This is a genomic window from Paucilactobacillus salsurae, assembly GCF_054784995.1.
In genome coordinates this window covers 301667-326439 of record NZ_BAAHWX010000001.1, presented here as the reverse complement: position 1 = coordinate 326439, position 24773 = coordinate 301667, and the positions used below count along the sequence as shown (strand labels likewise).

Annotated in this window: 23 protein-coding genes; 17 read left to right on the top strand and 6 right to left on the bottom strand. The window is 38.5% G+C overall.

The annotated features are described in order from the left end of the window. Positions 1-78: 78 nt before the first annotated feature. Together ACYVQZ_RS01660 and ACYVQZ_RS01655 are read left to right on the top strand one after the other, a co-directional pair. Complete coding sequence (locus tag ACYVQZ_RS01660) at positions 79-1074, top strand: ribose-phosphate diphosphokinase (protein ID WP_461239661.1); 996 nt, start codon at positions 79-81, stop codon at positions 1072-1074. 71 nt (positions 1075-1145) lie between these two features. After that, complete coding sequence (locus ACYVQZ_RS01655; protein WP_461239660.1) at positions 1146-1712, top strand: TIGR01440 family protein; 567 nt, start codon at positions 1146-1148, stop codon at positions 1710-1712. 71 nt (positions 1713-1783) lie between these two features. Here ACYVQZ_RS01655 and ACYVQZ_RS01650 read toward each other — a convergent pair whose 3' ends face one another. The 3 genes from ACYVQZ_RS01650 to ACYVQZ_RS01640 all read right to left on the bottom strand — a co-directional run bounded on the left by ACYVQZ_RS01650 (position 1784) and on the right by ACYVQZ_RS01640 (position 3909). Beyond that, on the bottom strand, positions 1784-2443 hold the full coding sequence (locus ACYVQZ_RS01650; RefSeq protein WP_461239659.1) for a histidine phosphatase family protein: 660 nt from the start codon (positions 2441-2443) through the stop codon (positions 1784-1786). A gap of 69 nt (positions 2444-2512) precedes the next feature. Then, positions 2513-2938, bottom strand: coding sequence for a Spx/MgsR family RNA polymerase-binding regulatory protein (locus ACYVQZ_RS01645; RefSeq protein WP_461239658.1), 426 nt, complete (start codon positions 2936-2938; stop codon positions 2513-2515). Between the two features lie 167 nt (positions 2939-3105). Beyond that, complete coding sequence (locus tag ACYVQZ_RS01640; RefSeq protein ID WP_461239657.1) at positions 3106-3909, bottom strand: 2-keto-4-pentenoate hydratase; 804 nt, start codon at positions 3907-3909, stop codon at positions 3106-3108. Between the two features lie 484 nt (positions 3910-4393). Between ACYVQZ_RS01640 and ACYVQZ_RS01635 the strand changes: the two genes are divergently transcribed. The 5 genes from ACYVQZ_RS01635 to ACYVQZ_RS01615 all read left to right on the top strand — a co-directional run bounded on the left by ACYVQZ_RS01635 (position 4394) and on the right by ACYVQZ_RS01615 (position 8821). Beyond that, a complete protein-coding gene (locus ACYVQZ_RS01635; protein WP_461239656.1) occupies positions 4394-5026 on the top strand; it encodes a BglG family transcription antiterminator in 633 nt (210 codons plus the stop codon). A 171-nt stretch (positions 5027-5197) separates the two neighbouring features. After that, positions 5198-6121 (top strand): ribokinase, encoded by a 924-nt coding sequence (rbsK, locus tag ACYVQZ_RS01630; protein WP_461239655.1) that lies wholly within the window; start codon positions 5198-5200, stop codon positions 6119-6121. 115 nt (positions 6122-6236) lie between these two features. Further along, entirely contained in the window at positions 6237-6752 is a 516-nt protein-coding gene (locus ACYVQZ_RS01625) for a hypothetical protein (RefSeq protein WP_461239654.1), read from the top strand. A gap of 291 nt (positions 6753-7043) precedes the next feature. Continuing rightward, a complete protein-coding gene (locus tag ACYVQZ_RS01620) occupies positions 7044-8327 on the top strand; it encodes a LysM peptidoglycan-binding domain-containing protein (protein ID WP_461239653.1) in 1284 nt (427 codons plus the stop codon). Between the two features lie 284 nt (positions 8328-8611). Beyond that, positions 8612-8821 (top strand): hypothetical protein, encoded by a 210-nt coding sequence (locus ACYVQZ_RS01615; RefSeq protein ID WP_461239652.1) that lies wholly within the window; start codon positions 8612-8614, stop codon positions 8819-8821. A gap of 42 nt (positions 8822-8863) precedes the next feature. On the opposite strand, the gene ACYVQZ_RS01610 is transcribed toward ACYVQZ_RS01615, so the two are convergent. Beyond that, positions 8864-9811, bottom strand: coding sequence for a diacylglycerol/lipid kinase family protein (locus ACYVQZ_RS01610; RefSeq protein ID WP_461239651.1), 948 nt, complete (start codon positions 9809-9811; stop codon positions 8864-8866). Positions 9812-9940: 129 nt separating this feature from the next. Next, positions 9941-10153: a DNA-directed RNA polymerase subunit epsilon gene (locus ACYVQZ_RS01605; protein WP_461239650.1), complete on the bottom strand. Its 213-nt coding sequence runs from the start codon at positions 10151-10153 to the stop codon at positions 9941-9943. Between the two features lie 154 nt (positions 10154-10307). Here ACYVQZ_RS01605 and ACYVQZ_RS01600 point away from each other — a divergent pair, with 154 nt between their 5' ends. Then, entirely contained in the window at positions 10308-10793 is a 486-nt protein-coding gene (locus tag ACYVQZ_RS01600; RefSeq protein WP_461239649.1) for a hypothetical protein, read from the top strand. 69 nt (positions 10794-10862) lie between these two features. Here ACYVQZ_RS01600 and def read toward each other — a convergent pair whose 3' ends face one another. Continuing rightward, on the bottom strand, positions 10863-11423 hold the full coding sequence (gene def / locus ACYVQZ_RS01595; protein ID WP_461239648.1) for a peptide deformylase: 561 nt from the start codon (positions 11421-11423) through the stop codon (positions 10863-10865). Positions 11424-11686: 263 nt separating this feature from the next. Here def and pdhA point away from each other — a divergent pair, with 263 nt between their 5' ends. The 9 genes from pdhA (at position 11687) to ACYVQZ_RS01550 (ending at position 24706) form a co-directional block, all read left to right on the top strand. Then, positions 11687-12793: a pyruvate dehydrogenase (acetyl-transferring) E1 component subunit alpha gene (pdhA, locus tag ACYVQZ_RS01590; RefSeq protein WP_461239647.1), complete on the top strand. Its 1107-nt coding sequence runs from the start codon at positions 11687-11689 to the stop codon at positions 12791-12793. Positions 12794-12795: 2 nt separating this feature from the next. Continuing rightward, positions 12796-13773 carry an alpha-ketoacid dehydrogenase subunit beta gene (locus ACYVQZ_RS01585; protein ID WP_461239646.1) on the top strand — a complete coding sequence of 326 codons (978 nt, stop codon included), beginning with the start codon at positions 12796-12798 and terminating at the stop codon, positions 13771-13773. Positions 13774-13818: 45 nt separating this feature from the next. Continuing rightward, positions 13819-15429: a dihydrolipoyllysine-residue acetyltransferase gene (locus tag ACYVQZ_RS01580; RefSeq protein ID WP_461239645.1), complete on the top strand. Its 1611-nt coding sequence runs from the start codon at positions 13819-13821 to the stop codon at positions 15427-15429. 7 nt (positions 15430-15436) lie between these two features. Then, a complete protein-coding gene (gene lpdA / locus ACYVQZ_RS01575; RefSeq protein WP_461239644.1) occupies positions 15437-16858 on the top strand; it encodes a dihydrolipoyl dehydrogenase in 1422 nt (473 codons plus the stop codon). A 96-nt stretch (positions 16859-16954) separates the two neighbouring features. Beyond that, the gene (locus tag ACYVQZ_RS01570; protein ID WP_461239643.1) at positions 16955-17242 is read left to right on the top strand and encodes a UPF0223 family protein; all 288 of its coding nucleotides are present in this window, start codon (positions 16955-16957) and stop codon (positions 17240-17242) included. Further along, on the top strand, positions 17235-18005 hold the full coding sequence (locus ACYVQZ_RS01565) for an inositol monophosphatase family protein (protein WP_461239642.1): 771 nt from the start codon (positions 17235-17237) through the stop codon (positions 18003-18005). Before ACYVQZ_RS01570 ends, ACYVQZ_RS01565 begins: the two co-directional genes overlap by 8 nt. 102 nt (positions 18006-18107) lie before the next feature. Continuing rightward, entirely contained in the window at positions 18108-19952 is a 1845-nt protein-coding gene (typA, locus tag ACYVQZ_RS01560; protein WP_461239641.1) for a translational GTPase TypA, read from the top strand. Between the two features lie 152 nt (positions 19953-20104). Next, positions 20105-21271, top strand: a complete 1167-nt coding sequence (locus ACYVQZ_RS01555; protein WP_461239640.1) for an FtsW/RodA/SpoVE family cell cycle protein — start codon at positions 20105-20107, stop codon at positions 21269-21271. Between the two features lie 12 nt (positions 21272-21283). After that, positions 21284-24706: a pyruvate carboxylase gene (locus tag ACYVQZ_RS01550; protein WP_461239639.1), complete on the top strand. Its 3423-nt coding sequence runs from the start codon at positions 21284-21286 to the stop codon at positions 24704-24706. Positions 24707-24773 lie beyond the last annotated feature (67 nt).

Below are 24773 nucleotides of genomic sequence, written 5' to 3'. Positions count from 1 at the left end.
ATACTTGCACATGTAAGTAAATGTTGCGATAATGGAGAGTAAAAGCAGATAAAAAGTGATCACTGGAGGATCGTGTAAATGGCAGAAATGAAACAAGCGGGTAACGTGAGATTATTTAGCTTAAATTCAAATCAACCATTGGCTCAAAAAATTGCTGCACAGTTGAAAATGCAGCTTAGTAATGCAACAATCAAAAAATTTGCCGATGGTGAAATTCAAATTAGTATTGACGAAAGTGTACGAGGATGTGAAGTCTACGTTGTTCAGTCAATATCAGATCCCGTTAATTCAACGTTAATGGAATTGTTAATTATGATTGATGCGCTTCGTCGGGCAAGTGCGAAAACAATTAATGTGATTTTGCCATATTATGGTTACGCAAGACAGGATCGTAAGGCCCGTTCGCGGGAACCGATTACCGCTAAATTAATTGCATCATTAATTGAAATGGATCAGGCGGATCGCGTGATTACACTTGATTTACATGCTGCACAAGTGCAAGGTTTCTTTGATATTCCAGTGGATCACTTATTAGCTGCACCATTACTTGCAAATTATTTTTATAGCCACCAACTGTTAGATAATGTCGTCGTGGTGGCCCCTGATCATGCAGGTGTTTCACGAGCACGTAAATTTGCAGAATTGTTAAAAGCGCCAATTGCCATTATTGATAACCGTAATCCTGAAGAAATTGAGCGTAAGACCGAAGCAGTGCCTGAGTATGTGATTGGAGACGTCAGTGGTAAAACAGCCATTTTAGTGGATGATATTGTTGATACTGGCGTACGTATGGCAGTTTCGGCGCAAGCTGTCAAAAATTTTGGGGCTAAAGATGTTTATGCTTGTGCGACACATCCTGTTTTTTCTGGGGATGCGATGACTAAAATTGAAGAATCGCCGATCAACAAGATGATTGTGACGGATTCAATTAATATTCCTGAACAAAAACAGACTAGTAAGTTAATTCAACTTTCTGTGGCCCCGTTGTTCGGACAGGCTATTTCGCATATTCATAACAATGAACCGGTTGATGCACTGTTTGTTAGTCGAGATAACAAAAACGTTAAATTATAAGCAAAGTTGCTTTACTATTCATGAAGAGCAACCTACAATGTACACAAATACTATTAAATGAGGCGAATATAATGGCTGAATTCGATTTAGCTGCAGCACGAAAGCAATTAACAACAGGGTTAGAGGAATTTTTTACGGAGTCAGATTTTCAAGAAGATGCACTGATTGTTTTGGGATCCAGCACTAGCGAAATTCATGGACAAAGAATCGGTAAAGATTCTTCAATAGAAATTGGGCGCATGGTCATTGATGTTATTTTACCAATGATTGAGAAACGTGGCCTTCATCTTGCTGTTCAAGGCTGTGAACATTTGAATCGTGCTTTATTATTAGAGCGGAGTGAAGCAAAAAAACGTGGCTTTGATCCCGTTACTGTTGTACCTGCGCTTCACGCAGGTGGGGCAACACAAATGGCTGCTTATGAACGATTTAGTGATCCAGTAGAAGTTGAACATATCGTTGCGGATGGTGGCATTGATATCGGTGATACTTCCATTGGAATGCACGTTAAGTTTGTGCAAATTCCTGTCAGAACTTCCGTTAAAGAAGTGGGATCTGCGCATGTTACTTATTTAAGAAGCCGACCAAAATTAATTGGTGGCGAACGTGCTCAATACGTTTGGAAGGGCATTGATTAATATTTGATATTTAAAAAAACGAGGATTATCTGTCTAGCTGACGAATAAGCCTCGTTTTTAAATTACAAATTTTAGTGTTGTTCATTATAGGAAAGCACGGTTACTTGATTGGGTTGTAATTGAAGTTTAGTAACGCTCCCGTTGTCTGGAAAGTGGTGAACGGCATCAAATTTATTTTGACCATAGGTTATGGCAATTGAGCGAATTAAGGTACCGTGAGCCACTAAAATAGCACTTGATTGATCCTGCATGACTGTCAATAATTTTTCAAAGCCGGCGTTTACTCGCGTCCAAAATTGTTCGCCAGTTTCTGCAAATCCAGTTGGATCAGCTTGATGCATTCTGTCTCGTACAACAGTTGGTGTGACTTTTTCCAACAAATCCGTTTGGGTGTGTCCACCATAGGGAGTGGCAACCTGATTCCAAACACGGTCATTGTCTAGTCCCTCGAAACCACCAAAGAATGCTTCACGAAAATTGGTGAGTTGGGTAAGAGAATGATTTTTTAAACTAGGATTACTGGCCATAATTAGTTTAGCAGTATCAATTGCACGTTTCATATCTGAAGAAAAAGCGTAATCAAAATGAGTATTAGCTAAATTTTTACCAGTCGTTTTAGCCAGATCAATGCCTTTAGGTGTCAGTGGCGAATCAGCCCAACCCTGAAGTTTATTCATTGTATTGAAAATCGTTTCACCATGACGAATCATGTAAATCGTAACTTGTTTCATCAATTCATACCCCATATGTCTTATTTTAGTGGTTGAACAAAAAAGACTCGCACAAGCGAGTCTTTTTAATTAAGCTAACTTAATATTTTGCCCGTTTCCAGGTTTAAGTTTAGCAAATAAACTAGACAATTCAAGTTTTCTCAATTTCTTTGGCATAAAAGCACCAATTTTTTCTAAATCAAATCCAGCAGTGATTTTGTGCTTATCAAAAATAATGGGATTTTTTAGAATGTGCGGATTTCTTTGAATTGCAGCTGTTAGCTGATTAATTGTCATGTCATCTGGATCCATATTCAAGGCCTTAGTATACTTTGAACGTTTTGAAATGAGTTCGTCAGTACCATCAATTGAAAGTGTCAGTAAGTGCATGATTTCATCTTCTGATAATGATTGGTTTTCAATGTTACGTTGTTCAATATCTACTGAATGTTCGGCGAGCCATTTAACGGCTTTTCTCTTGGATGGATCATTTGTATGAAAATATAAATTTACCACTAAATCGCCTTCTCTTCTTAATCGATTGCATAGATTTTAACTCATATTTGGTATAGATAGCAACTAATTTATCGCAAATTTAGTAAATATTTTTCCAATTAAAAAATGGTAGATTAATCAGATGGCAAGACATCATTTGGTGAATGTTTCAGAGGCATTAAATAATACTATTGTACTGTCAAATCAACATCACCAAGTCCACTAGTAAAGTGGCAAGTATAGTGTCCTTTTTGGAGATGTGGTGGTAAAACGAACGTACCACTAGAAACACGTTGTCCTTTTTTCAATGTTTGTCCTTGGCTGTTCAGCTTTTTAACTAGCCATTGAAGTGAATTGAGTGGATTTCCCAAAACTTCACTGGAATCCCCAGATGCTAATGATTCACCATTCAATTTTAACTCAGCCTGAACTCTCGTTAGATCGTCAACTGTGAAATTACTAGTATCTTGTTCTTGACCATAGACGACGCGTCCAGCTACTGCATTATCAGACATGACCATGTGCTTTGATAACGCTGGGAACCAATTTTTAAACCGCGCGTCAGGGAGTTCTAGAGCCGGAGCAACTGTAGTTTTAGCTAGTAGCCTTTCTAATGAGTCAGTGGGATCAAGATCCTCAGTGGCACGGAAGACTAATTCAACTTCTACCAGTGGTTCCATTAAATCAGTCAGCTTAACATTAACTGGTGATTGAAGCCATTGACTCGCTACTTCAGCACCATAAAGTGGGGCATCAGCATCAAACATGTCTTGAGTTTGCTTGCTGGTTAAACTAACTTTATAGCCACCAACGGGTTCGTTTTTAAGTTGCGTTAATGCATATTGGACACGATAGGCGGTATCGTCATCTTGAACTAAATCACGATAATCTTCTTCAGTTAATTTATTTTGGGTAGTTAACGCATTAAAAAGTGTTTGGGCAAATTTGGTTTCAGTGGTGGTTGCTTTTGTAAGATCTGTTTGAGTTGTCATATGTAGTTCCTCCTAATTTTGACTATGTATGTGTATGTATGTTTGTGATGGCTAGATGGTGGTAAAATAAGCGCCTCCTTTGTTAATTTAGATGAAAAAACACGCCCTTAAAATAATAAGGACGTGTTAACGTGGTACCACCAAATTTTCTGTCATTATTGCTAATGTCAGCTCAGTAACTAACTTAATTTAGTTTAGTTAGTTCATTTGTTAATGAGGTGTATTCCCCACATACAGAGTTGTATGTCACTCATAGTTGATATTCATCTAACTAACAAATACCTTTTTGCACCGATACAAGGCTCTCTAAATTTGTCGAAGTTAAATTACTGACTAGTCATCATGTTTTCTCATCTAAATTTAATAATTCTAAAATACACGTCCAATTATTAATTGTCAACTACGGAAAATAATCGTCATTATACTTGTGTGGTAATCATAATTGACAGATAATGAAGGTAGGCAAATGATGGAGGTAAGAACAATGACAAGTATAGACCCGAATGTCATTAAGCGTAGAAATACCATTGCGTTAAAATTACTCGCAAGTTCAGATAATAAGGTTCAAATTAAGTCACTAGAGGAAGGACAACAAGGCAATGTGGATGACGATTTACCTGTTATTCAAGAGATGATGATTGCCTTTGATCTCATTACGGATTACGGCTTAGGTTCAGTTCGAGTTAAGGGATTAGAAACCGATATTCGACGGGCAATGCGCATGATTTTGCAAGATTTTATAGAAACAAACCAAATCAGCGATATAAAGAAGTTGTTGGAAGAATATCCATTACTTGACTCAGGATCACAAAAAAATATTTTGGCCATTATCCAAAATATTTTGAAGCAGCACGATGAAATTAATTTAGTTTCATCGGAATTTTTGCTGACGGAATTGTATATTCTCTATCTCAGATACGAGAATGGTGCTCCTAAGACACATCAATTAAGTCAAATGTTTACAACACACCAGTTAGCCATGATTCAAAGTAACCGTTCGTTATTTGATTTGTCCAAAACGGTGATTGCAACATTAGGAAAAGCAGTTAAAAAAGATATTCCAGAAATTGAGATTTATTACTTTATGCTAAAAATGTGGTTAAGTGTTCAATCATAAATTTGTGATGCACAATTAAATTGGTTGTTATATACAATTACATGGTAATAGCAAGATTTGTTGAGGCAGTATGCGTTTTCTGCTATACTTTAATAGTTGATATGGAAGCGCCAACTTAAAAGTTGTGCGCTTTAATTATCGGTCATAAATTAGATTAAGGAAGGTAACTTCATGAGCAATACAGTAACGGTGTTAGGAAGTTTAAATGTTGATACAATTTTTCGAGTTAAGCGTATTCCATTACCCGGTGAAACGCTATCGATGAATGATAAGAGTTCTGCGCCTGGTGGAAAAGGGGCTAATCAAGCTGTGGCCGCTAGTCGCGCTGGTGCTAAAACAAAATTCATTGGTCAAGTCGGAAATGATGATGCGGGGAACTTTATGGTAGAATCGCTGCAAGATAATGATGTTGATACAACTTCAATCGCTACGGATAAACTTGTTGGTACTGGTCAAGCTTACATTATGCTTGATGAGAATGGTCAGAATAGTATTTTAGTTTTTGGTGGATCGAATCAAACGCTAAGTCCAAACGAAATTGACGAAAGTGCCCAGGCGGATATCAAGCAATCTGATTTTTTAATTGCTCAATTTGAAACACCACAATCAGCAACTGCTAAGGCATTTGAATATGCTAAAAGTGTTGGTGTCATGACGATTTTAAATCCTGCGCCTGCACATGAAATAGATGGCGATATTTTAAAGTCAACAGATCTTATTATTCCTAACGAAACTGAAAGTGCTCTTTTGACAGGAATTGAAGTGACAGATGAAGACTCAATGGTGGCAAATGCTAAAAAATTTGCAGAATTGGGTGTTAAAAATGTCATCATCACTGTTGGTAGCAAAGGTGCATTTTATTCAACTCCAACTGGACATGGTTTTGTCCCAGCATTTAAAGTTAAGGCAGTGGATACAACAGCTGCAGGTGACACTTTCATTGGGGCCCTAAGCTCTCAGTTGAAAAAAGACTTCAGTAATATTGAAACTGCATTAATATTTGCACAAAGAGCTTCTTCAATTACGGTGCAGCATTTGGGGGCAATGCCGTCGATTCCTACATTGACTGAAATTAAAACTGAAGAAGCAAAATAAATTTTGAATTGAATCAATGCAAACAAAAGTCACGGATCATTTAGGTTCGTGATTTTTTGCGTTAAAATGAAATTATCAATAATAGTCAATACCAATATATGAGGGGTGCGGTTTAATGTTAAATCGAAGAAAGAAGTTTGTTTGGATTATTGCAGTCATCATAGTTGTAGCTGGAGTTTTGGCTACAGTACTAACACTAGCTAATCAACATAAAAGTCAATCCAAGCAAACCAAATCTAATGTACAAAGAATTGTTCAAAATAAAGGAAGTTGGCAAGGAAAAAATGTGTACGCTAAACGTGGGCAAGTTACTATGAAAATTTCATTTAAAGAACATCGACGCTACCAATTGATAGAAACTAATACAGTTAGCCAGTGTTGGCAGCGAGTTTATCAAGGAAAGTACAGTAAGAAAGGTGCTAATATAACTGCTAAGCCTGATCAAGTCATTGTTAAAACATTTGCGAATAAACAAAGCCTGAAAAGAAATCAAGTTAGTGCACAGGAAGTAGTTTCAAACGCTGATATGTATCATCAATTTGGTAATCAACAGATTAGTAGAATCAAGTTACAAAAGAAAACAATGTTGATCAATCACGACCATGAAAAGATAAAATTAACACGAGAATAGCATTTAGTCTTTAGTTGTAACATAAATGTAATATGATTTGGTTAAGATGCTTAAAAATGTATTAAGGCCCGTCTTGAAGCGTGTTTGGTATATGCATAAAATATCTATTTTAAGAGCAAAATTAGTTGTATGAGCCTGCAAAATATTTTCATAATACAATTAACATGTTATTCTGGTACCAACGTTTAATTGGTGGGGTCTATCAGTATTGAAAAACACCCACTCATGTGAATTTTTTAGAAACTAATCTTGAAAAATTAAATTTAAAAATATACGAGGAGTGGCGTCTATATGTCGAGTGTGTATTCCAAAGTAAAAAACAACCAAACAGAAATGACAAATAATAGTAAATACATTAAGGGAGTTACGATTGGTGCTGTTAGCGCACTTAGTTTATTAGCATTCAGTGCACAAAATGCCAATGCAAGTACAGTGACGGTCAAAGATGGTGACACAATTTGGGATTTTGCTCAAAAGTATCACGTGTCAGTGCAGGATCTTGAAGCTAAAAATGCTTCGACCATTAAAAAAGTCAGTTCTAGTGTGGATTTAATTTATGCTGGTCAAAAAATTGAATTGAGCGGTACAACCGCAACACAACCAACAAAAACCAGTACAGCCACTGCTACTAGCAGTGCTGCAGTAGAAAAGAGTGGCCAACATGTTGTTCAGAATGGTGAAACCCTTTCTGAAATTAGCGCTCATTATGGTGTTTCGTTGGCTGCTTTAGAGCAAGCAAATGGTATTAGCAATCCAGATGAGATTGTTGCTGGTCAAGTTTTAACTATTCCTAATAGTGACACGCTTGCTAAAACTACTACAATCGCACCGAGTGCAGCTCCAGCCAGTGCTGCTCCTGTTGCAAATTCTGCCGCTAAGGTTACAGACCAACAAGCTGATGCAGCAACTACAAATAGCGCAGCTAGTCAGGCAACCAGTGCTAGTGCACAAGTTAGTTCAAGCGCAGTTAGTCAAGCAACAAACGCTACACAACAAAGTAGTGCGGTAGCTTCTAGCGCACCTGCTGCGCAAAACACCACTGCAACGACTTCTTCAGTTGCTACAAGCGCTTCTAGTCAAGCAAGCAGTGTCGCACCAGCAGCAACACAAACAACTCAATCAGTTAATGCAACAACTGCTAATAACAGCAACAAGCAAAGTACGCCTGCTACTACGAATCAAAGTTCAACTACAACAAGTAATGCAAACTTACAATCTGGTTCTGTAGTTAGTTTAGCCGTTAAATTAGCCGGTGCAAATATTCCTTATGTTTGGGGCGGCTCATCTCTGAGTGGAATGGATTGTTCTGGATTAGTTGCATATGTCTATTCTCACGCTGAAGGTATTAATTTGCCACATTATACGGTGGCATTGGAATCTTCTGTAAACAAACATTCTGTCGCTTCCGCACAACCAGGTGACATTTTATTCTGGGGTAGTGCTGGGGCAACATACCATGCGGCTATTTACATTGGTAATAACCAATATGTGGCAGCTCCAACTGAAGGACAAAATGTTCAAATTCAAACGATCAGCAGCTATTTTATGCCAAGTTTTGCTGGAACTGTTAAATAATTTTTATTTATTGAATGATAAGGGCCAACGACGAATCTCGTTGGCTTTTTTGTCTAATAAAAAAATAAGGACGATCTAATCCGAGTGCAAGTCTCAAGAAATAAACATTTAGAAGATGATAACTCAAATTTTACACTATTTAATGAAACTAAAATTCTCTTAATTCACGTAACATAACTGTAATCAAAAAAAGGTTAACTTTTTTGTAAGATGGTGGTATATTCAGAGTTGCAAATTTGAGTTTGCTTTTAATACTTTACTTTTGAGTTAAGGGAGTGTTTGAGGTGAGTAACAGATTTGAGATTCAGCAAGAATTAGCTGATGCTCAAAATGACTTGCAACACATTTGTCGTGAAGAAGCCAAGATGGCTAATCGTCAAGAGATAAATACTGTTACAATTGAGCCAAAATACGGACGTGAAATGACGGCACTGCGTGAAAAGTGCAGTCAATTAAGAATGATTCTCGATGCTATGGAAGCGTCAGAGGATTAATGAAAAAGGTTCAGTTTACATTAGTGTAAGCTGAACCTTTTATTATGCATTTAAATCTATCCAAAATGGATACTGAGAAACGTTCATTTGAAGATCGAAAAAGCGATTACCCATCACTTCACCGTCAATCTGACCATATTCCAGCGAAGTGGTTGTGACCCTGATGTGTGGTGATTTATAGTGGTGGAAAAAACGTGAATTTAGATGCTTTCCAAACATTAACAAAATTGCCACCCACACAAGTACTAACCAGTTTTTCTTTTCAAAAACGGCCAGTTCCAAATTATCGTCAAAAACTGACGCACTGGGCAAAATGGCAACACCACCACCAAAATATGGATGGTTAGAAGTGGTGACAAGAAAGGCTTGTCGATAAATATCATGAGCAGAATCAGTTTCAACATTAAGTTCGAAATTTGATTGGTGATATAAGACGCCAATGACGGAAGATAGGTAAGATAACGAACCTAAATGATATTTATTTAGTCTTTTTTTACTGGTAGAAGAATTGGTCTGACTAACAACGGCAGCATCAAAACCAACGCCGATGTTATTGACGAAGTAGCCGGATTCGTTTTTTATATTTTCACGATACTGACCAATGTGAATGTCAATGGGCTTTTGGCAATTCAGAATTTGATTCAAAGCCGCAAGCGGGTTGGTTTTCATTTTTAAACCACGGGCAAAGTCATTGCCTGAACCAGCGGGAATGTATGCTAGCGGTAGTTTAACACTCAAATTGGCTTGTAAGGCACCATTCAATGCCTGATGCAATGTTCCATCACCACCAATGACTAGCAGAACCGCTTGACTTGGATTGGTTGCATGAATGGCATATTGCTTAGCCAAATAGGTAGTGTGGCCAGGATACTGTGAAATTTTAAGTTGGTAGTCAACTTGTCGACGGTTTAACTCTGGTTCGATTTGTTGCCATACTTTCGCGGCAGTGCCACTACCTGCATGTTTATTTAAAATGATTAAAAATTCCATTAGTGATAACGTGCCTCCGCAAATTTAACTATTTAATATTATACAAGAATTAAATAGGAAAAATACAGTAATTTTTTGGGTGAACACAAAAAAAGAGCTCAGGGTCGACCTGAGTTCTCAGTGGTAGTCCTAAAAAGTGGTAACTTGAAAATTAGGATTTTGTTTTTCGTAAGCAGCAGTAGCGTCATCTAGTTGTTCGATGAATTCAATATTATGATCAGTATTTTGTTCGACCATGATACGTGCTTCTGATTCGCTAGCAGCTTCAACATACAATGATAATGTGTCTTCGCGTTTAGGATTTCGAACTTTAGTAGCTTGGTAATAAACTTTAAACAGCATTACGTAACTTCCTTTATCTATATTAATGAACAAAATTAATTTTAGCACACTGAACTGAATGGGGGTAGAATTAAATTCCTTGTTCACTGTTATTACTACTTAAAACAACTAAATCATGGTATGCTTTAGTTGAACAACAGGAGGTGGCCAAAGTATGTCAATAGGTGTAATCACGATAGTTGTATTTATTTTGGCAATCTGCATCTATTTATTTATCCATTATGAAATCACTAAACATGCGACATTAATTGTCAGAAAGCAAGCACAAGATGTAACAGATGACGCCGTTAAAGCTTGTTTACCCATTTTGGTGCAAAGCGATTTATTACAGGACAAAGAAAGCCAGTTTGATGAGTCTGAGAAAGTTGCAGATGTGTGGGGCAGAGGAGTCATGGCATTTGAATATGTTTTTAAAGTGCAAGATGTTGTTTCAGATGATTTAGCGTCAATTAAAGGGCTATTAACCCAAGAACTATCAACTTATGCTGTTAATACACAAGTTGAAAAGACGGCACAAGCGACGCAAGCTTTTGTGGTGACAGATGCTTGGCTGTACAAGCAGACGTTACATTTAGATATTGCTTATCTAATGAACGAAGCAACTTTTGAATATGTGCATGATTTGAAAAAGTTAAAATAAAAAGCATAATATTGTAAAAATATTCACAATATTTTGTATAAAAAAGAGTCTGCCGTCGGCAGACTCTTTTTAACTGAACATAACGGTACCTTCTGGTGCTTCAAATGGATGTTCTTTATTAATATGATCATAGAAGAGGGTGCCATGTAAGTGGTCAATTTCGTGTTGACACACAATTGCAGGATAATGTTTTAAGCGAATGGTGTGCTCCTTACCTTCAACATCACTATATTTTAGGGTAATACGATCATGTCGTGGTACATAACCAGGTACATCAGTGTCAACGGATAAACAGCCTTCACCTTCTGTCAATGCTCCAGGTTGAACAGATTCACTGATAATAACTGGATTGATAATGACATCTTTAAAAAGAGGGCCTTCATTTTCTTCATCCGAAGGCACTAAAACAGCAGCCATCTGTTTGGATACATCTACTTGCGGTGCAGCTAAACCAACTCCAGCGCGAAGTTGATATTTTTTACATAAATCAGGGTCTTGGCTAACTTCAAGATATTCCATCATATCATGTGCAAGTTGCCGATCTTCCTCTGATAAAGGGAATGTAACTTTTGCGGCTTGTTTTCTCAGTGTTGTATTACCATCTCGGATGATATCTTTCATTAATATCAAGGATTTCATCTCCAAATTAAGTTTGTTATAAAGCATCAGTCCATTTTATCATAAAAATCGATATGTTTGAAAGGAGAAAATTTAGTTTGTGAAATATTGAACTGTTAAGTATGCTGAACTTACAATACAGAAGTTAAATTTTTGATCATGAAAGGGCTTGCATTAAGATGTCTTTGGTGTATACTCGTAGTTGTAACAAGGTGAAGTGCTTTTTAAGTGGTTTTTGAAAGCGCTTAACAAAAGTAGAAAGGAATGTGTTGATTATGGCCAAGGCAAGCAAGAAAGCCGCTGATTTTGCTGCAATTAAAGAAAATTTAGGCAGCGATTTCAAACCGGTTCAAATTTTGGATAACGACGGCAAGGTCGTTAACCCGGATTTGATGGCAAACTTTTCCGACGATGAGTTGGTTGATTTCATGAAGAAAATGGTTTGGGAACGTGCATTGCATGAACAAACTATGAACTTCTCACGTCAAGGACGTTTAGGATTCTATGCTCCAACTTATGGAGAAGAAGCTAGTGAAATGGGGACTGTATCTGCATTTAAAGATAATGACTTCCTGTTACCTGCTTATCGTGATATTCCACAATTAATTCAACATGGCGCAACAGTTGCTGAAGGATATTTGTGGTCACGTGGACACCTGCTTGGAAATCAATTCAAAGCACGTGCATTAATGCCACAAATTATCATTGGTGCTCAAATTGTTGAGACTGCCGGTGTTGCATTAGGATTAAAGAAAAATAAGGAAGATGCAGTTGCATTTACCTACACAGGTGATGGTGGTTCATCACAGGGTGATACTTATGAAGGTATGAACTTCGCTGGTGCTTTCCAAGCCCCTGCAGTGTTCATCATTCAAAATAATGGATATGCTATTTCAGTTCCTCGCGCAAAGCAAACTGCAGCACAAACAATTGCTCAAAAAGCAATCGCTGCTGGAATTCCAAGTGTCCAAGTTGATGGTATGGATGTTCTTGCTTGTTATGCCGTGGCTAAAGAAGCACGTGAATTTGCTGCAGCCGGTAATGGTCCAGCAATGATCGAAACATTAACTTATCGTTTCGGTGCCCACAGTAGTGCCGGTGATGATCCTAGTCGTTATCGTACAAAAGAAGAAGAAAAACCATGGTTTGAAAACGATCCATTAATTCGGATGCGTAAATATCTTGGCGAAAAAGGCTTATGGTCTGAAGAACAAGAAAATTCATATGCAGAAGAATGCAAGAATTCATTTAAAGATGCAATTAAAGAAGCTGATGGTGTTGCACCTGAAAAGGTTACCGACATGTTGAAGAATACCTTTGAGGTACCAACCCCAGACATCAAGAAACAAATTGCAGAATTTGAAGCAAAGGAGTCGAAGTAATCATGGCTAAAAAAAGTTACATTCAAGCTATTACCGATGGGTTAGATATTGTTCTAAATGAAGATCCAAAGACTCTGATTTTTGGTGAAGACGTTGGTAAAAACGGTGGTGTGTTCCGTACCACTCAAGGCTTACAAGAAAAGTATGGTGAAGATCGAGTATTCGATACGCCACTTGCAGAATCAGGTATTTTAGGATTAGCAATTGGTTTAGGCTTAACTGGTTGGCGTCCAATTCCTGAAATTCAATTTATGGGTTTCACATTTGAAGCTGTAGATTCAATTGCAGGTCAAATGGCACGTATGAGATTTAGATTTGGTGGTTTAAAGCACTCACCAATCACAATCAGAACACCATTTGGTGGTGGGACACATACTGCTGAAATGCATGCTGATAACTTGGAAAATTTCTTTACTGGCATTCCAGGTTTACGTGTTGTGACACCAAGTAATCCATATGACGCTAAAGGTTTAGTTATTTCAGCAATTGAAAATAATGACCCAGTGCTATTCATGGAAAACTTGAAGTTATATCGTTCAATGAAAGACGATATTCCTGATGAAAAATACACCGTTCCTTTGGACACAGCTAAAGTTGTTCGTGAAGGAACTGATTTAACAATTGTTGCTTATAGTGCTGAAGTTAATGAATCACTAAAAGTAGCTGAAAAACTTGAAAAAGAAAATATTTCAGTTGAGGTTGTGGACCTTCGTTCATTATCTCCAATTGATACAGATACCATTTTTGCTTCAGTTGAAAAGACACATAAAGTTGTAGTCGTTCAAGAAGCTCAAAAGATGGCTGGTGTTGGTGCACAAGTTGCGTCAGAGATTTCTGAACATGCAATTATGTCACTAGACGCACCAATTGCTCGTGTTGCTGCTCCAAACAGTGTATATCCATTTGCACAAGCTGAAAATGTTTGGATTCCTGAAGCAGACGATATCGAAGCAAAAGTTCGCGAAGTGTTGGAATATTAATTAGCGATAAGCGGCTTATTTAAATGAAGAAGGGAAGTTTGTTTCATGGCATTTAAATTTACACTCCCAGAACTTGGAGAAGGAATGGCCGAAGGCGAAGTTGCTTCATGGCTAGTTAAAGAAGGAGACACCGTTAAAGAAGACGACACTTTAGTTGAAATTCAAAACGATAAGTCTGTTTCAGAATTACCTTCACCAGTTTCCGGTACCGTAAAGAAAATTGTAGCTCAAGAAGGAGATACAGTTGAAATTGGAGATACTTTAGTAGAAATTGATGATGGTTCACCAGATACAGGTGACGAGGCTCCTGCTGCTGATACTGCTGCAGCACCTGCTGCACCAGCAGCTGCCCCTGCAGCCGGCGGTGGCTATTATGAATTTACACTCCCAGAGCTTGGAGAAGGAATGGCTGAAGGAGATATTTCTTCATGGCTAGTTAAAGAAGGAGACACCGTTAAAGAAGACGACCCACTGGTTGAAATTCAAAACGACAAGTCTGTTTCAGAATTACCTTCACCAGTTGCTGGTAAAATTATGAAGATTGTTAAACAAGAAGGGGAAACAGCCGAAATCGGTGACGTTTTAGTACAAATCGATGACGGTAAGCCTCATGAAGCCTCAACGGCTGCACCAGCAGCTCCTGCTGCAGATGCTAGCGCAGCTGCAGCACCTGCACCAACTGCAGGTGGCAGTGTCGCACCATTAGCAGAACCAAATAAATTAGTATTGGCAATGCCATCTGTTCGTCAATATGCGCGTGACAAAGGCATCGATATTTCATTGGTTCAACCAAGTGGAAAACATGGTCAAGTTGTTAAAGCTGATATCGATAACTTTAACGGTGCCGCTGCACCAGCTGCAGCCACAGCACCAGCAGCTGCACCTAAGGCTGTTGCACCAGCAGCAAAGGCCGGTGGTCAAGCTGTTGCCGCATACAAGTCAGATACACCTGAACTTGAAACACGTGAAAAGATGACACCTATGAGAAAGATCATTGCTAAGTCAATGAGAAATTCTAAGGATGTTTCACCACACGTTACATCATTTGATGACGTTGAAGTTAGTGCTTTGATGGCGAACCGTAAGAAGTACAAACAAGCAGCCGGTGATCAAGGAATTCATTTGACATTCTTGCCTTACATTGTAAAGGCTTTAGTTGCCACAATTAAGAAATTCCCTGAATTGAATGCTTCAATTGATGATACAACGCAAGAAGTTGTTTATAAGCATTATTACAACATCGGAATTGCAACTAACACTGATGATGGACTTTATGTTCCAAACATTAAGAATGCTGATTCAAAAGGTATGTTCCAGATTGCTAAGGAAATCACAGAAAATACTCAGGCAGCATTTGATAATAAGTTAAGTCCAAAATCAATGAGCGGCGGTTCAATCACTATTAGTAATGTTGGTTCAATCGGTGGTGGCTGGTTTACACCAGTTATCAATCAACCAGAAGTTGCTATTTTGGGTGTTGGTAAGATTGCTAACGAACCAATTGTTAATGAAGATGGCCAAATTGTTGTTGGTAAGATGCTTAAATTGTCATTGAGTTATGATCACCGCTTAATTGATGGTGCTTTGGCTCAAAACGCATTGAACTACATGAATCAGCTACTTCATGATCCAGATATGTTACTAATGGAGGGATAATGTTCTCATGGCAGATGTTGAAGAAAAAGATACAGTGATTATTGGCGGAGGCCCTGGTGGTTATGTAGCTGCCATTCGTGCTTCAGAATTAGGCCAAAAAGTAACATTAATTGAAAAAGGAACATTAGGTGGCGTTTGTTTAAACGTCGGCTGTGTGCCATCAAAAGCATTGATTAATGCAGGTCATCGCTTACAAGAAGCAAATGACGCATCAGTTTTTGGCATTACCACTCAACCTGCAACCCTTGACTTCACCAAGACTCAAGCTTGGAAAGACGAAAAAGTGGTTGCACGGATGACCGGTGGTGTTGAAATGCTATTGAAGAAACACAAGGTTGAAGTTATTGAAGGGGAAGCTTTTCTTGACAACGATTCACAACTTCGTGTTATGTCAGTAGGACCAAAACAATTCATGGACAACGGCGGTGGGGCTACTATTAAGTTTAAGAACTTGATTTTAGCTACTGGTAGTCGTCCAGTTGAAATTCCTAACTTCAAGTTTGAGGGACGCGTTGTTGATTCAACAGGTGCGTTAAACTTCACTGAAGTGCCAAAGGAATTGGTTGTTATTGGTGGAGGTTACATTGGAACTGAACTTGCTGGGGCTTATGCAAACTTAGGATCACACGTTACAATTCTTGAAGGAACACCATCAATCTTACCTAACTTTGAAAAAGACATGGTTTCAATCGTATTGAAGAAGCTGAAGAAAAAAGGCGTCGATGTGATTACCAATGCCATGGCTAAAAAGTCAGTTCAAGATGACAAGAGTGTCACTGTGACTTATGAAGTAGATGGCAAAGCTACTGACGTTAAAGCAGATTATTGCTTAGTTTCAGTTGGACGTAAGCCAAATACTGATAACTTTGGACTTGAAATGACCAGTGTCAAAACATCTGATCGTGGATTAGTTGAAGTTGATGCACAAGGTCGGACAAGTGTTAACAACATTTTTGCCATTGGTGATATTGTGCCCGGTGCCGCATTAGCTCATAAGGCATTCTTTGAAGCTAAAACAGCAGCTGGTGCAATTGCTGGACAAAAAACTGCTAACGACTGGGTAGGTATCCCTGCAGTTTGTTTTGCTGATCCTGAATTAGCTACTGTTGGTATGAGCCAAGCAGAAGCTAAAGACAAAGGACTTGAAGTAGCAACTGCTAAATTCCCATTTGCTGGTAATGCACGTGCCGTTTCTCTTGATCAACCAGATGGCTTTGTTCGCTTAGTTTATACTAAAGACGAAGGCAATTTAGTTGGTGCTCAAGTAATCGGACCTGAAGCCAGTGATTTAATTGCTGAATTATCACTTGCTGTTAATGGTGGTATGAACGTTGAAGATGTTGCTTTGACAATTCATCCACATCCAACATTGAGTGAACCAATCCAAGAGGCAGCTGACGTTGCTTTAGGATTCCCAACTCACATTTAAATCTTAGTATTTTAAATATCGACACCCTAATTCTTTAAGAATTAGGGTGTTTTTATGTTATGATTTATTGGATTAATATTAAATGAGGTTTATATAATGAGTAAAGAATATAGTTATCCATTAAATTTAGACTGGTCCACAGATGAGTTAATTACCGTAACGCAACTCTTACAGCTTGTTGAAGATGCATATGAAGGTGGCGTTAAAAGGCAGACAGTTCTTGATCAATATCAAAAATTTAAACAGGTCGTGCCTGCAAAATCAGAAGAAAGTCAGCTTGGCAAAGAATTTGCAACTAATTCTGGTTATGTTTTATATGACGTAATTAAAGCAGCAAAAGAAAGTTCTAAAAACGTGATTAGATTGGAGACAACGCATGGATGATTTGAAAAATTTGGACGAACAAATCAGTGACTTAATCACGACAGTTGGTCGCCAAACCCGTTTGAAGCTAAGTGAACCATTGAAGATTGAACAAAAAACGAGTCGGCGCGATTTAGTGACTAACGTAGATAAGAACAATGAACAATTGATTATCTCAGCATTAAAACAGATCGATCCTAATGCTCAAATTTTAGGGGAAGAGGGTTTCGGTAACCAAATTAGCAATACTACAGGTCGCATATTTGTAGTTGATCCAATTGATGGCACGATGAATTTTGTCATGCAGTCAACAAATTTTGCTATTATGATTGCAGTTTATGAAGACGGTGTTGGCACACTGGGTTATATTCTGGATGTCATGAATCAAAAATTATATCATGGTGGGCCGCAATTTGGCGTTTACATTAACGACCAACGTGTAACCTCTCCTGAAAACAAGTCACTGGCTGATACGTTAATTGCAATTAGTGGTCCATTATTGATGGATAATGTTTCTAATTTGCAACAAGTTGCTAAACGAAGCCGTGGTGTTCGCATGTATGGCAGTGCAGGGATTGAAATTAGTGCAGTCATTAATGGTCAACTCGGTGGTTATATTTCTTACTTGAAGCCGTGGGATTTTGGTGCCGGAAAAATTTTAGCACAAGCACTTGGATTGACGGTCAAAGGTATTGACGGTAAGCCCTTAGATATGCTATCATATACTGTTGTGTTAGTAGCGACAGAAAGGGCAAGTCAAGAAATTATCAAACTTGCTAATTAGATTGGTTGACTGTGACCAGATTGTCACAGTTTTTTTATGCCAACAGCCTGCCTTTATGAAAAAATGCAATTTGTACGTTGTACAACGAAAGGAAGAAATACTTTGAAATTACGTGACGATATTAGAAATATTGCAATTATTGCCCATGTTGACCACGGTAAGACAACATTGGTTAATGAAATGTTAAAACAATCAGATACACTTGACGAACATACAGCAATTGAGGATCGTGCCTTAGATTCTAATGCTATTGAACGTGAACGTGGTATTACCATTCTTTCAAAAAATACTGCCGTTAAATATGGTGACAAGCAAATCAATATTTTGGATACACCAGGACATGCTGACTTCGGTGGTGAAGTTGAACGAATTATGCGTCTAGTTGACGGCGTATTGTTAGTTGTTGATGCTTTTGAAGGAACGATGCCACAAACTCGGTTTGTGCTTAAAAAAGCCTTAGAACAACATTTAACACCCATTGTGGTGATCAACAAAGTTGACCGTCCAGGTGCTCGTCCTGAAGAAGTTGTTGATGAAGTTTTGGACTTATTTATTGAATTAGGCGCTGATGAAGAACAACTTGATTTCCCAGTTGTTTACGCTTCAGCTATGAATGGAACTTCTAGTTATGATTCTGATCTTAGTACTCAAGAACATACGATGAAACCTATTTTTGATACGATTGTCGACAAAATTCCAGCGCCAATTGACAACTCTGATGAACCCCTTCAATTCCAAGTAGCAATGTTAGACTACAATGATTTCGTTGGTCGTGTGGGAATTGGTCGTGTGTTCCGTGGCAGTATCAAAGTCGGTGATAACGTTACTGTTATGAAACTTGATGGCTCAAAGAAAAACTTCCGTGTAACGAAACTATTTGGTTTCTTTGGTTTGAAGCGTCTTGAAATTGATGAAGCCAAGGCCGGCGATCTCTGTGCCGTTTCTGGAATGGATGACATTAATGTTGGAGAAACAGTTGCTGCTTCAAGTACACCAGAAGCATTGCCAATTTTACGAATTGACGAACCAACGCTTCAAATGACATTTAGAACTAATGATTCACCATTTGCAGGTCGTGAAGGAAAATTTGTGACGTCTCGTCAACTAGAAGATCGACTGAAGGCAGAATTGCATACAGATGTTTCTCTTCGTGTTGAAGATACAACGGATCCAGGTGCCTGGGTTGTTTCAGGTCGTGGTGAATTGCATTTATCAATCTTAGTAGAAACAATGCGTCGTGAAGGATATGAATTACAAGCATCACGGCCAGAAGTTATCTACCGGGACATTGACGGTGTTATGTCAGAACCTTTTGAAGAAGTTCAAATTGACACACCTGATGAATATACAGGTAGTGTGATTGATAGTCTTTCACAACGTAAAGGTGAAATGCAAAATATGGAATCAACAGACAATGGTCAAACTCGTCTGACATTCTTAGCACCTTCACGTGGTTTAATCGGTTATTCAACTGAATTCATGTCCATGACTCGTGGCTATGGAATTATGAACCATACCTTTGAAAAGTATGCACCAGTTATCAAAAATTGGAACCCTGGTCGTCAAAAGGGAACCTTGGTTTCAATGAATGCAGGTAAGGCAACCACATATGCCATGATGGGAATTGAAAGTCGTGGAACGTTGTTAATTGATCCAGGTACCGAAGTTTATGAAGGCATGATTGTTGGTGAAAATAGTCGTGAAAATGACATCACTGTCAATATTACCAAGGGTAAGAACTTAACGAACGTTCGTGCAGCTGGTTCTGATGATATGGCTAGAATCAAAACACCAACTCATTTATCATTGGAAGAATCATTGGAATTCTTAAACGATGATGAGTATTGTGAAGTAACACCTGAAAGTGTTCGTTTGCGTAAGCAAATTCTTGATAGTAATTCACGTGAAAAAGAAGCTAAAAAGCGTAAAATTGCATCAAGAAAGTAATTACAATTAATAAATAACATTAGCAACCTAAGAATTTAAAAATTCTGGGTTGCTTTTTTTGTTCTCGTTCAAATCTGACCGGTGGTTTATGATATAATATTTTCAATTTAAAACATTTTTTGGAAAGAGTGTCGATCGGTGGCAATTAAGCTATGTTAAAGAAAAAAAGAATACTTTTTGATTACTATTTGTTTGTTCCTTATTTGATTTTATGTTTGATAGGTATTGTGATGGTTTATTCATCAAGTGCAGACATTGCGAGTCAAAATGGTGGTTCACCAACTGCTTATTTAATTAAACAGGCGGTGTATGTCGTAGTTGGTTTTGTAGTATTGGTGTTTGTCAGGTCAATTAACATCAAAATTTTGCAAAGTCCAAAAATCTTATTGATTTTTGCAATCGGGTTGTTAGGATCATTGGTATTTGTCAGATTGTTTGGTCAGGCCGTTAACGGTGCCCGCGGTTGGATTAACTTAGGATTCATGAGTATTCAACCAGCAGAAGTCTGTAAAATTTTTCTTGTGTTATATTTAGCACGAATGTTGTCACAAAATGAAAATCGCATTCAACAATCATTTGTTAGCTCAGTGATGGGACCATTGTTAATTGCTGGCAGCATGATTCTTCTCATTTTAATTCAACCTGATTTAGGTGGGGCTGTCATTAATGCAGCCATTGTGGCAATTATGTTGTTGGCCAGTGGTATTTCATGGCGAAAAGGTGTATCGATTGTCTTCGGTGGCATTGCGGCTTTTATTTTTGTCGTGTTACCGGTATTAACCAAAATGGCCCAAAATTCCTCAATTAAGTCTTATAAATTGCAGCGAATTATTGCTTTTGTGAATCCATTTGGTACTGCTAGAGGTGCCGGAAGCCAGTTGGTAAATTCATACTATGCTATTAGCAATGGTGGTATTTTTGGTCGAGGACTAGGTAACAGCATCCAAAAAATGGGTTATCTACCAGAGCCGAATACAGATTTTATTCTTGCCGTGATTAGTGAAGAGTTAGGACTAGTCGCCATTTTAATCATTTTGACACTGTTGACGATTATTATTGCACGAACGATTTGGTTAGGTGTTCGAGCTGATGATGCATACAGTTCATTAATCTGTTATGGTGTTGCAACTTTTATCACCGTTGAAACGTTGTTTAATGTTGGTGGTGTGGTTGGATTGCTGCCCATTACTGGAGTGACTTTTCCATTTATTAGTTATGGTGGTTCCAGTATGCTCGTTTTATGTGCTGCACTAGGTTGTGTGTTGAATATTAGTAAACAAGAACAAAAGCAAGCAAGATTACAACCCGTAGAAAGCTAGGAGGAATTGACTATGCAAAGAGTGTTAGTTGCTAACCGTGGTGAAATTGCAACACGAATTTTTCGCGCCATTCATGAATTGAAAATGACCGCCGTTGCGATTTATGCAAAAGAAGACGAATATTCTGAACACCGGTTCAAGGCTGATGAAGCTTATTTAGTTGGCGCAGGGAAAAAACCAATTGAAGCCTATTTGGATATTGAAGGCATTATTCAAATAGCTAAAGCCCATCATGTGGATGCTATTCATCCGGGATACGGTTTCTTAGCTGAAAACGCACAATTTGCTAAGCGATGTGCTGAAGAAAATATTATCTTTATCGGTCCGCGAGTGGAACATTTGGAAATGTTTGGCGATAAAATTGCGGCCAAAATCGCGGCAAACGAGGCCAATGTTCCCACAATTCCGGGTACGAAAGAACCTGTTAAAGATGTTCAAGAGGCCAAAAAATTAGCGGCTGAAATTGGCTACCCAATTTTTGTTAAGGCAGCAATGGGTGGTGGGGGCCGCGGTATGCGGGTTGTTATCCATGAGGCACAACTAGTCGAAGCTTTCGAACGCGCTGCGAGTGAAGCTCAGCAATCATTTGGCGACAGCGAAATTTACCTTGAAAAATATTTGGCTAGTCCCAAACATATTGAAGTTCAAATTCTGGCAGATAGTCATGGTCACGTTGTTCACTTATTTGAACGGGATTGTTCTGTTCAGCGGCGTAACCAAAAGGTGATTGAAATTGCACCTGCAACTGCATTGCCAGTGGAGTTACGACAAAAAATTTGTGCAGCTGCCGTTAGATTTATGGAGCATGTGCATTATTTAAATGCGGCCACGGTTGAATTCCTTGTTGAAGGAGATCAGTTCTACTTCATTGAAGTTAATCCACGTATTCAAGTGGAACATACGGTTACAGAAATGATCACGGGCTATGACATTGTGCAGGCGCAAATTTTAATTGCGCAAGGCAAAGATTTGCACGAAGAGATCAATTTACCAGAGCAAGCACAAATTACTTATCACGGTTCAGCAATTCAAGCGCGGGTGACCACGGAAGACCCTGCGAATAATTTCATGCCAGACACTGGTAAGATTGAAAGTTATATTTCACCAGGTGGTAATGGTGTCCGTTTAGATGGTGGTAACGCCTTTACAGGCTCAGTGATTACACCTTATTTTGATTCACTGTTGGTTAAGGCAGTTGTCTATGCCGATACGTTTGGCGAGGCCTGCGATAAAATGATTCGGGTTCTGGATGAATTTACGATTCGCGGTGTTAAAACTAATATTGATTTTATGAAAAATGTGATTGCCCATCCGATATTTAGTGCAGGAAAGGCGACTACGACCTTCATTGATGACACACCAGAGTTATTCAAATTAACGACGGAAAAAGATGAACAGGCTAGATTGATTCATTATATTGCCAATACGACGATTAATGGATTTCCTGGAGTTAGCCGCGAAAAAAAATACTATCCTCAATTTAGTTATAATGAAACCTTTGAAGAATTACCAAGTGGATTAGTAACTGCTAAGGATGTGTTGGATCGCGACGGTGCAGATGCAGTTGTAAAGTGGTTGCAGCAGCAACCTAAAGTATTATTAACAGATACGACAATGCGTGATGCACATCAAAGTTTATTTGCAACCCGCATGCGTACTAAAGACATGGTATCGATTGCTGCTAAATTACAAAAAGCAATGCCACAATTGTTTTCATACGAGATGTGGGGTGGTGCTACCTTTGATGTTGCCTACCGTTTTTTGGGTGAAGACCCATGGGCACGATTACGTGAACTAAGACAACTAATTCCACGAACTTTGACTCAGATGTTGTTCCGGGGATCTAATGCGGTGGGTTATCAAAATTATCCTGATAATGCTTTGCAGGCATTTATTGAACAGTCTGCACATGAAGGAATGGATGTCTTTCGCATTTTTGATAGCTTGAATTGGATTGAACAGATGGAAAAAAGTATTCAATATGTGCGAGATACTGGTAAGATTGCTGAAGCAACAATGTGTTATACCGGGGACATTTTGGATCCTGATAAAACTAAGTACAATTTAAAATACTATGCGAATTTAGCAAAAGAATTGCAGGCAGCTGGAGCACATATCATCGCGATTAAGGATATGGCTGGTCTATTAAAACCACAGGCCGCTTATGAATTAGTGGATACATTGAAACAAACTGTTGATTTACCAATTCATCTGCATACACATGATACAACTGGTAATGGTGTTAATTTATACGTTGAAGCGGTCAAAGCGGGTGTCGATATTATTGATGTGGCGTCAAGCTCAATGTCATCTACCACTTCACAACCAAGCATGGGCAGTTTATATTACGCTTTGCAAGGTAATCAACGTCAACCCGATTTAAACATTGATCATGTTGAAGCTATCGATCGCTATTGGAAATCAGTTCGACCATACTATGCACAATTTTCAAATCATATGGTGGGACCACAAACGGATATTTATCAAACAGAGATGCCTGGCGGACAATACTCGAATCTGCAACAACAAGCTAATGCGTTGAGATTAGGTGACCGGTTTGAGGATGTTAAAAAAATGTATCGCCAAGTTAACCAAATGTTTGGTGATATTATCAAAGTGACACCGTCATCAAAGGTTGTGGGAGATATGGCACTGTTTATGGTGCAACATGATTTAACACCAGACGATATTTATGACCGTGGCGAACAACTAGACTTTCCAGATTCAGTCGTTAGTTTCTTTAAGGGCGATATTGGGCAGCCCGTCGGTGGCTTTCCTGAGAAATTACAAAAAATTGTGCTCAAAGGCAAAACCCCTATGACAGTGCGGCCAGGAAGTTTAGCAAAACCAATTGACTTTGATCAGCAAAGAACAGAATTGGAAGCTAAATTACAACGTTCAGTGACTGATGAAGAAGTCATCAGTTACGTGCTGTATCCTAAAGTATTCCTAGACTACGAAGCGCGGCAATCTGAATACGGACCAGTGACGGTATTAGATACACCCACTTTCTTCCAGGGCATGCGCTTAGGTGAACGAGTGGATATTCAATTGGCAACTGGCAAGTCAATGATTGTTTCACTTAATGAAGTAGGAGAAGTGGACGCCGATGGCAATAAGACCCTTTATTTTGATATTAATGGGCATGCGTTAGCTATCAAGGTAGCTGATCTGAGCATTCATAAGACCATTGTCACCAAGCGTAAGGCAGAACCTACACAACCTGGTGAAATTGGGGCAACCATGAGTGGTTCTGTATTAAAAGTGCTAGTTGAAAAAGGTCAAAAAATTAAAAAGGGTGATCCAATCATCGTTACTGAAGCAATGAAGATGGAAACAACCATCCAGTCTCCTGTAGACGGGATAGTTGACCAGATTCATGCGCAAGCTGGTGATGTGATTGATAGTAATGATTTGTTGATGGAAATCAATTAGAGTGTAAAAAAAGACGTTTAGCTCTCTAAATATAGGACGTTTCCCAGTTGATTCAGGTTTTGAATCA

Coding starts and splice junctions, on each gene's coding strand:
- ACYVQZ_RS01570 (WP_461239643.1), top strand. CDS start 16,955: ATGAGTAAAGAATATAGTTATCCATTAAATTTAGACTGGTCCACAGAT.
- ACYVQZ_RS01660 (WP_461239661.1), top strand. CDS start 79: ATGGCAGAAATGAAACAAGCGGGTAACGTGAGATTATTTAGCTTAAAT.
- ACYVQZ_RS01610 (WP_461239651.1), bottom strand. CDS start 9,811: ATGGAATTTTTAATCATTTTAAATAAACATGCAGGTAGTGGCACTGCC.
- ACYVQZ_RS01565 (WP_461239642.1), top strand. CDS start 17,235: ATGGATGATTTGAAAAATTTGGACGAACAAATCAGTGACTTAATCACG.
- ACYVQZ_RS01585 (WP_461239646.1), top strand. CDS start 12,796: ATGGCTAAAAAAAGTTACATTCAAGCTATTACCGATGGGTTAGATATT.
- ACYVQZ_RS01655 (WP_461239660.1), top strand. CDS start 1,146: ATGGCTGAATTCGATTTAGCTGCAGCACGAAAGCAATTAACAACAGGG.
- ACYVQZ_RS01640 (WP_461239657.1), bottom strand. CDS start 3,909: ATGACAACTCAAACAGATCTTACAAAAGCAACCACCACTGAAACCAAA.
- ACYVQZ_RS01605 (WP_461239650.1), bottom strand. CDS start 10,153: ATGCTGTTTAAAGTTTATTACCAAGCTACTAAAGTTCGAAATCCTAAA.
- pdhA (WP_461239647.1), top strand. CDS start 11,687: ATGGCCAAGGCAAGCAAGAAAGCCGCTGATTTTGCTGCAATTAAAGAA.
- ACYVQZ_RS01555 (WP_461239640.1), top strand. CDS start 20,105: ATGTTAAAGAAAAAAAGAATACTTTTTGATTACTATTTGTTTGTTCCT.
- ACYVQZ_RS01580 (WP_461239645.1), top strand. CDS start 13,819: ATGGCATTTAAATTTACACTCCCAGAACTTGGAGAAGGAATGGCCGAA.
- ACYVQZ_RS01625 (WP_461239654.1), top strand. CDS start 6,237: ATGTTAAATCGAAGAAAGAAGTTTGTTTGGATTATTGCAGTCATCATA.
- ACYVQZ_RS01600 (WP_461239649.1), top strand. CDS start 10,308: ATGTCAATAGGTGTAATCACGATAGTTGTATTTATTTTGGCAATCTGC.
- ACYVQZ_RS01550 (WP_461239639.1), top strand. CDS start 21,284: ATGCAAAGAGTGTTAGTTGCTAACCGTGGTGAAATTGCAACACGAATT.
- ACYVQZ_RS01635 (WP_461239656.1), top strand. CDS start 4,394: ATGACAAGTATAGACCCGAATGTCATTAAGCGTAGAAATACCATTGCG.
- ACYVQZ_RS01620 (WP_461239653.1), top strand. CDS start 7,044: ATGTCGAGTGTGTATTCCAAAGTAAAAAACAACCAAACAGAAATGACA.
- rbsK (WP_461239655.1), top strand. CDS start 5,198: ATGAGCAATACAGTAACGGTGTTAGGAAGTTTAAATGTTGATACAATT.
- ACYVQZ_RS01650 (WP_461239659.1), bottom strand. CDS start 2,443: ATGAAACAAGTTACGATTTACATGATTCGTCATGGTGAAACGATTTTC.
- lpdA (WP_461239644.1), top strand. CDS start 15,437: ATGGCAGATGTTGAAGAAAAAGATACAGTGATTATTGGCGGAGGCCCT.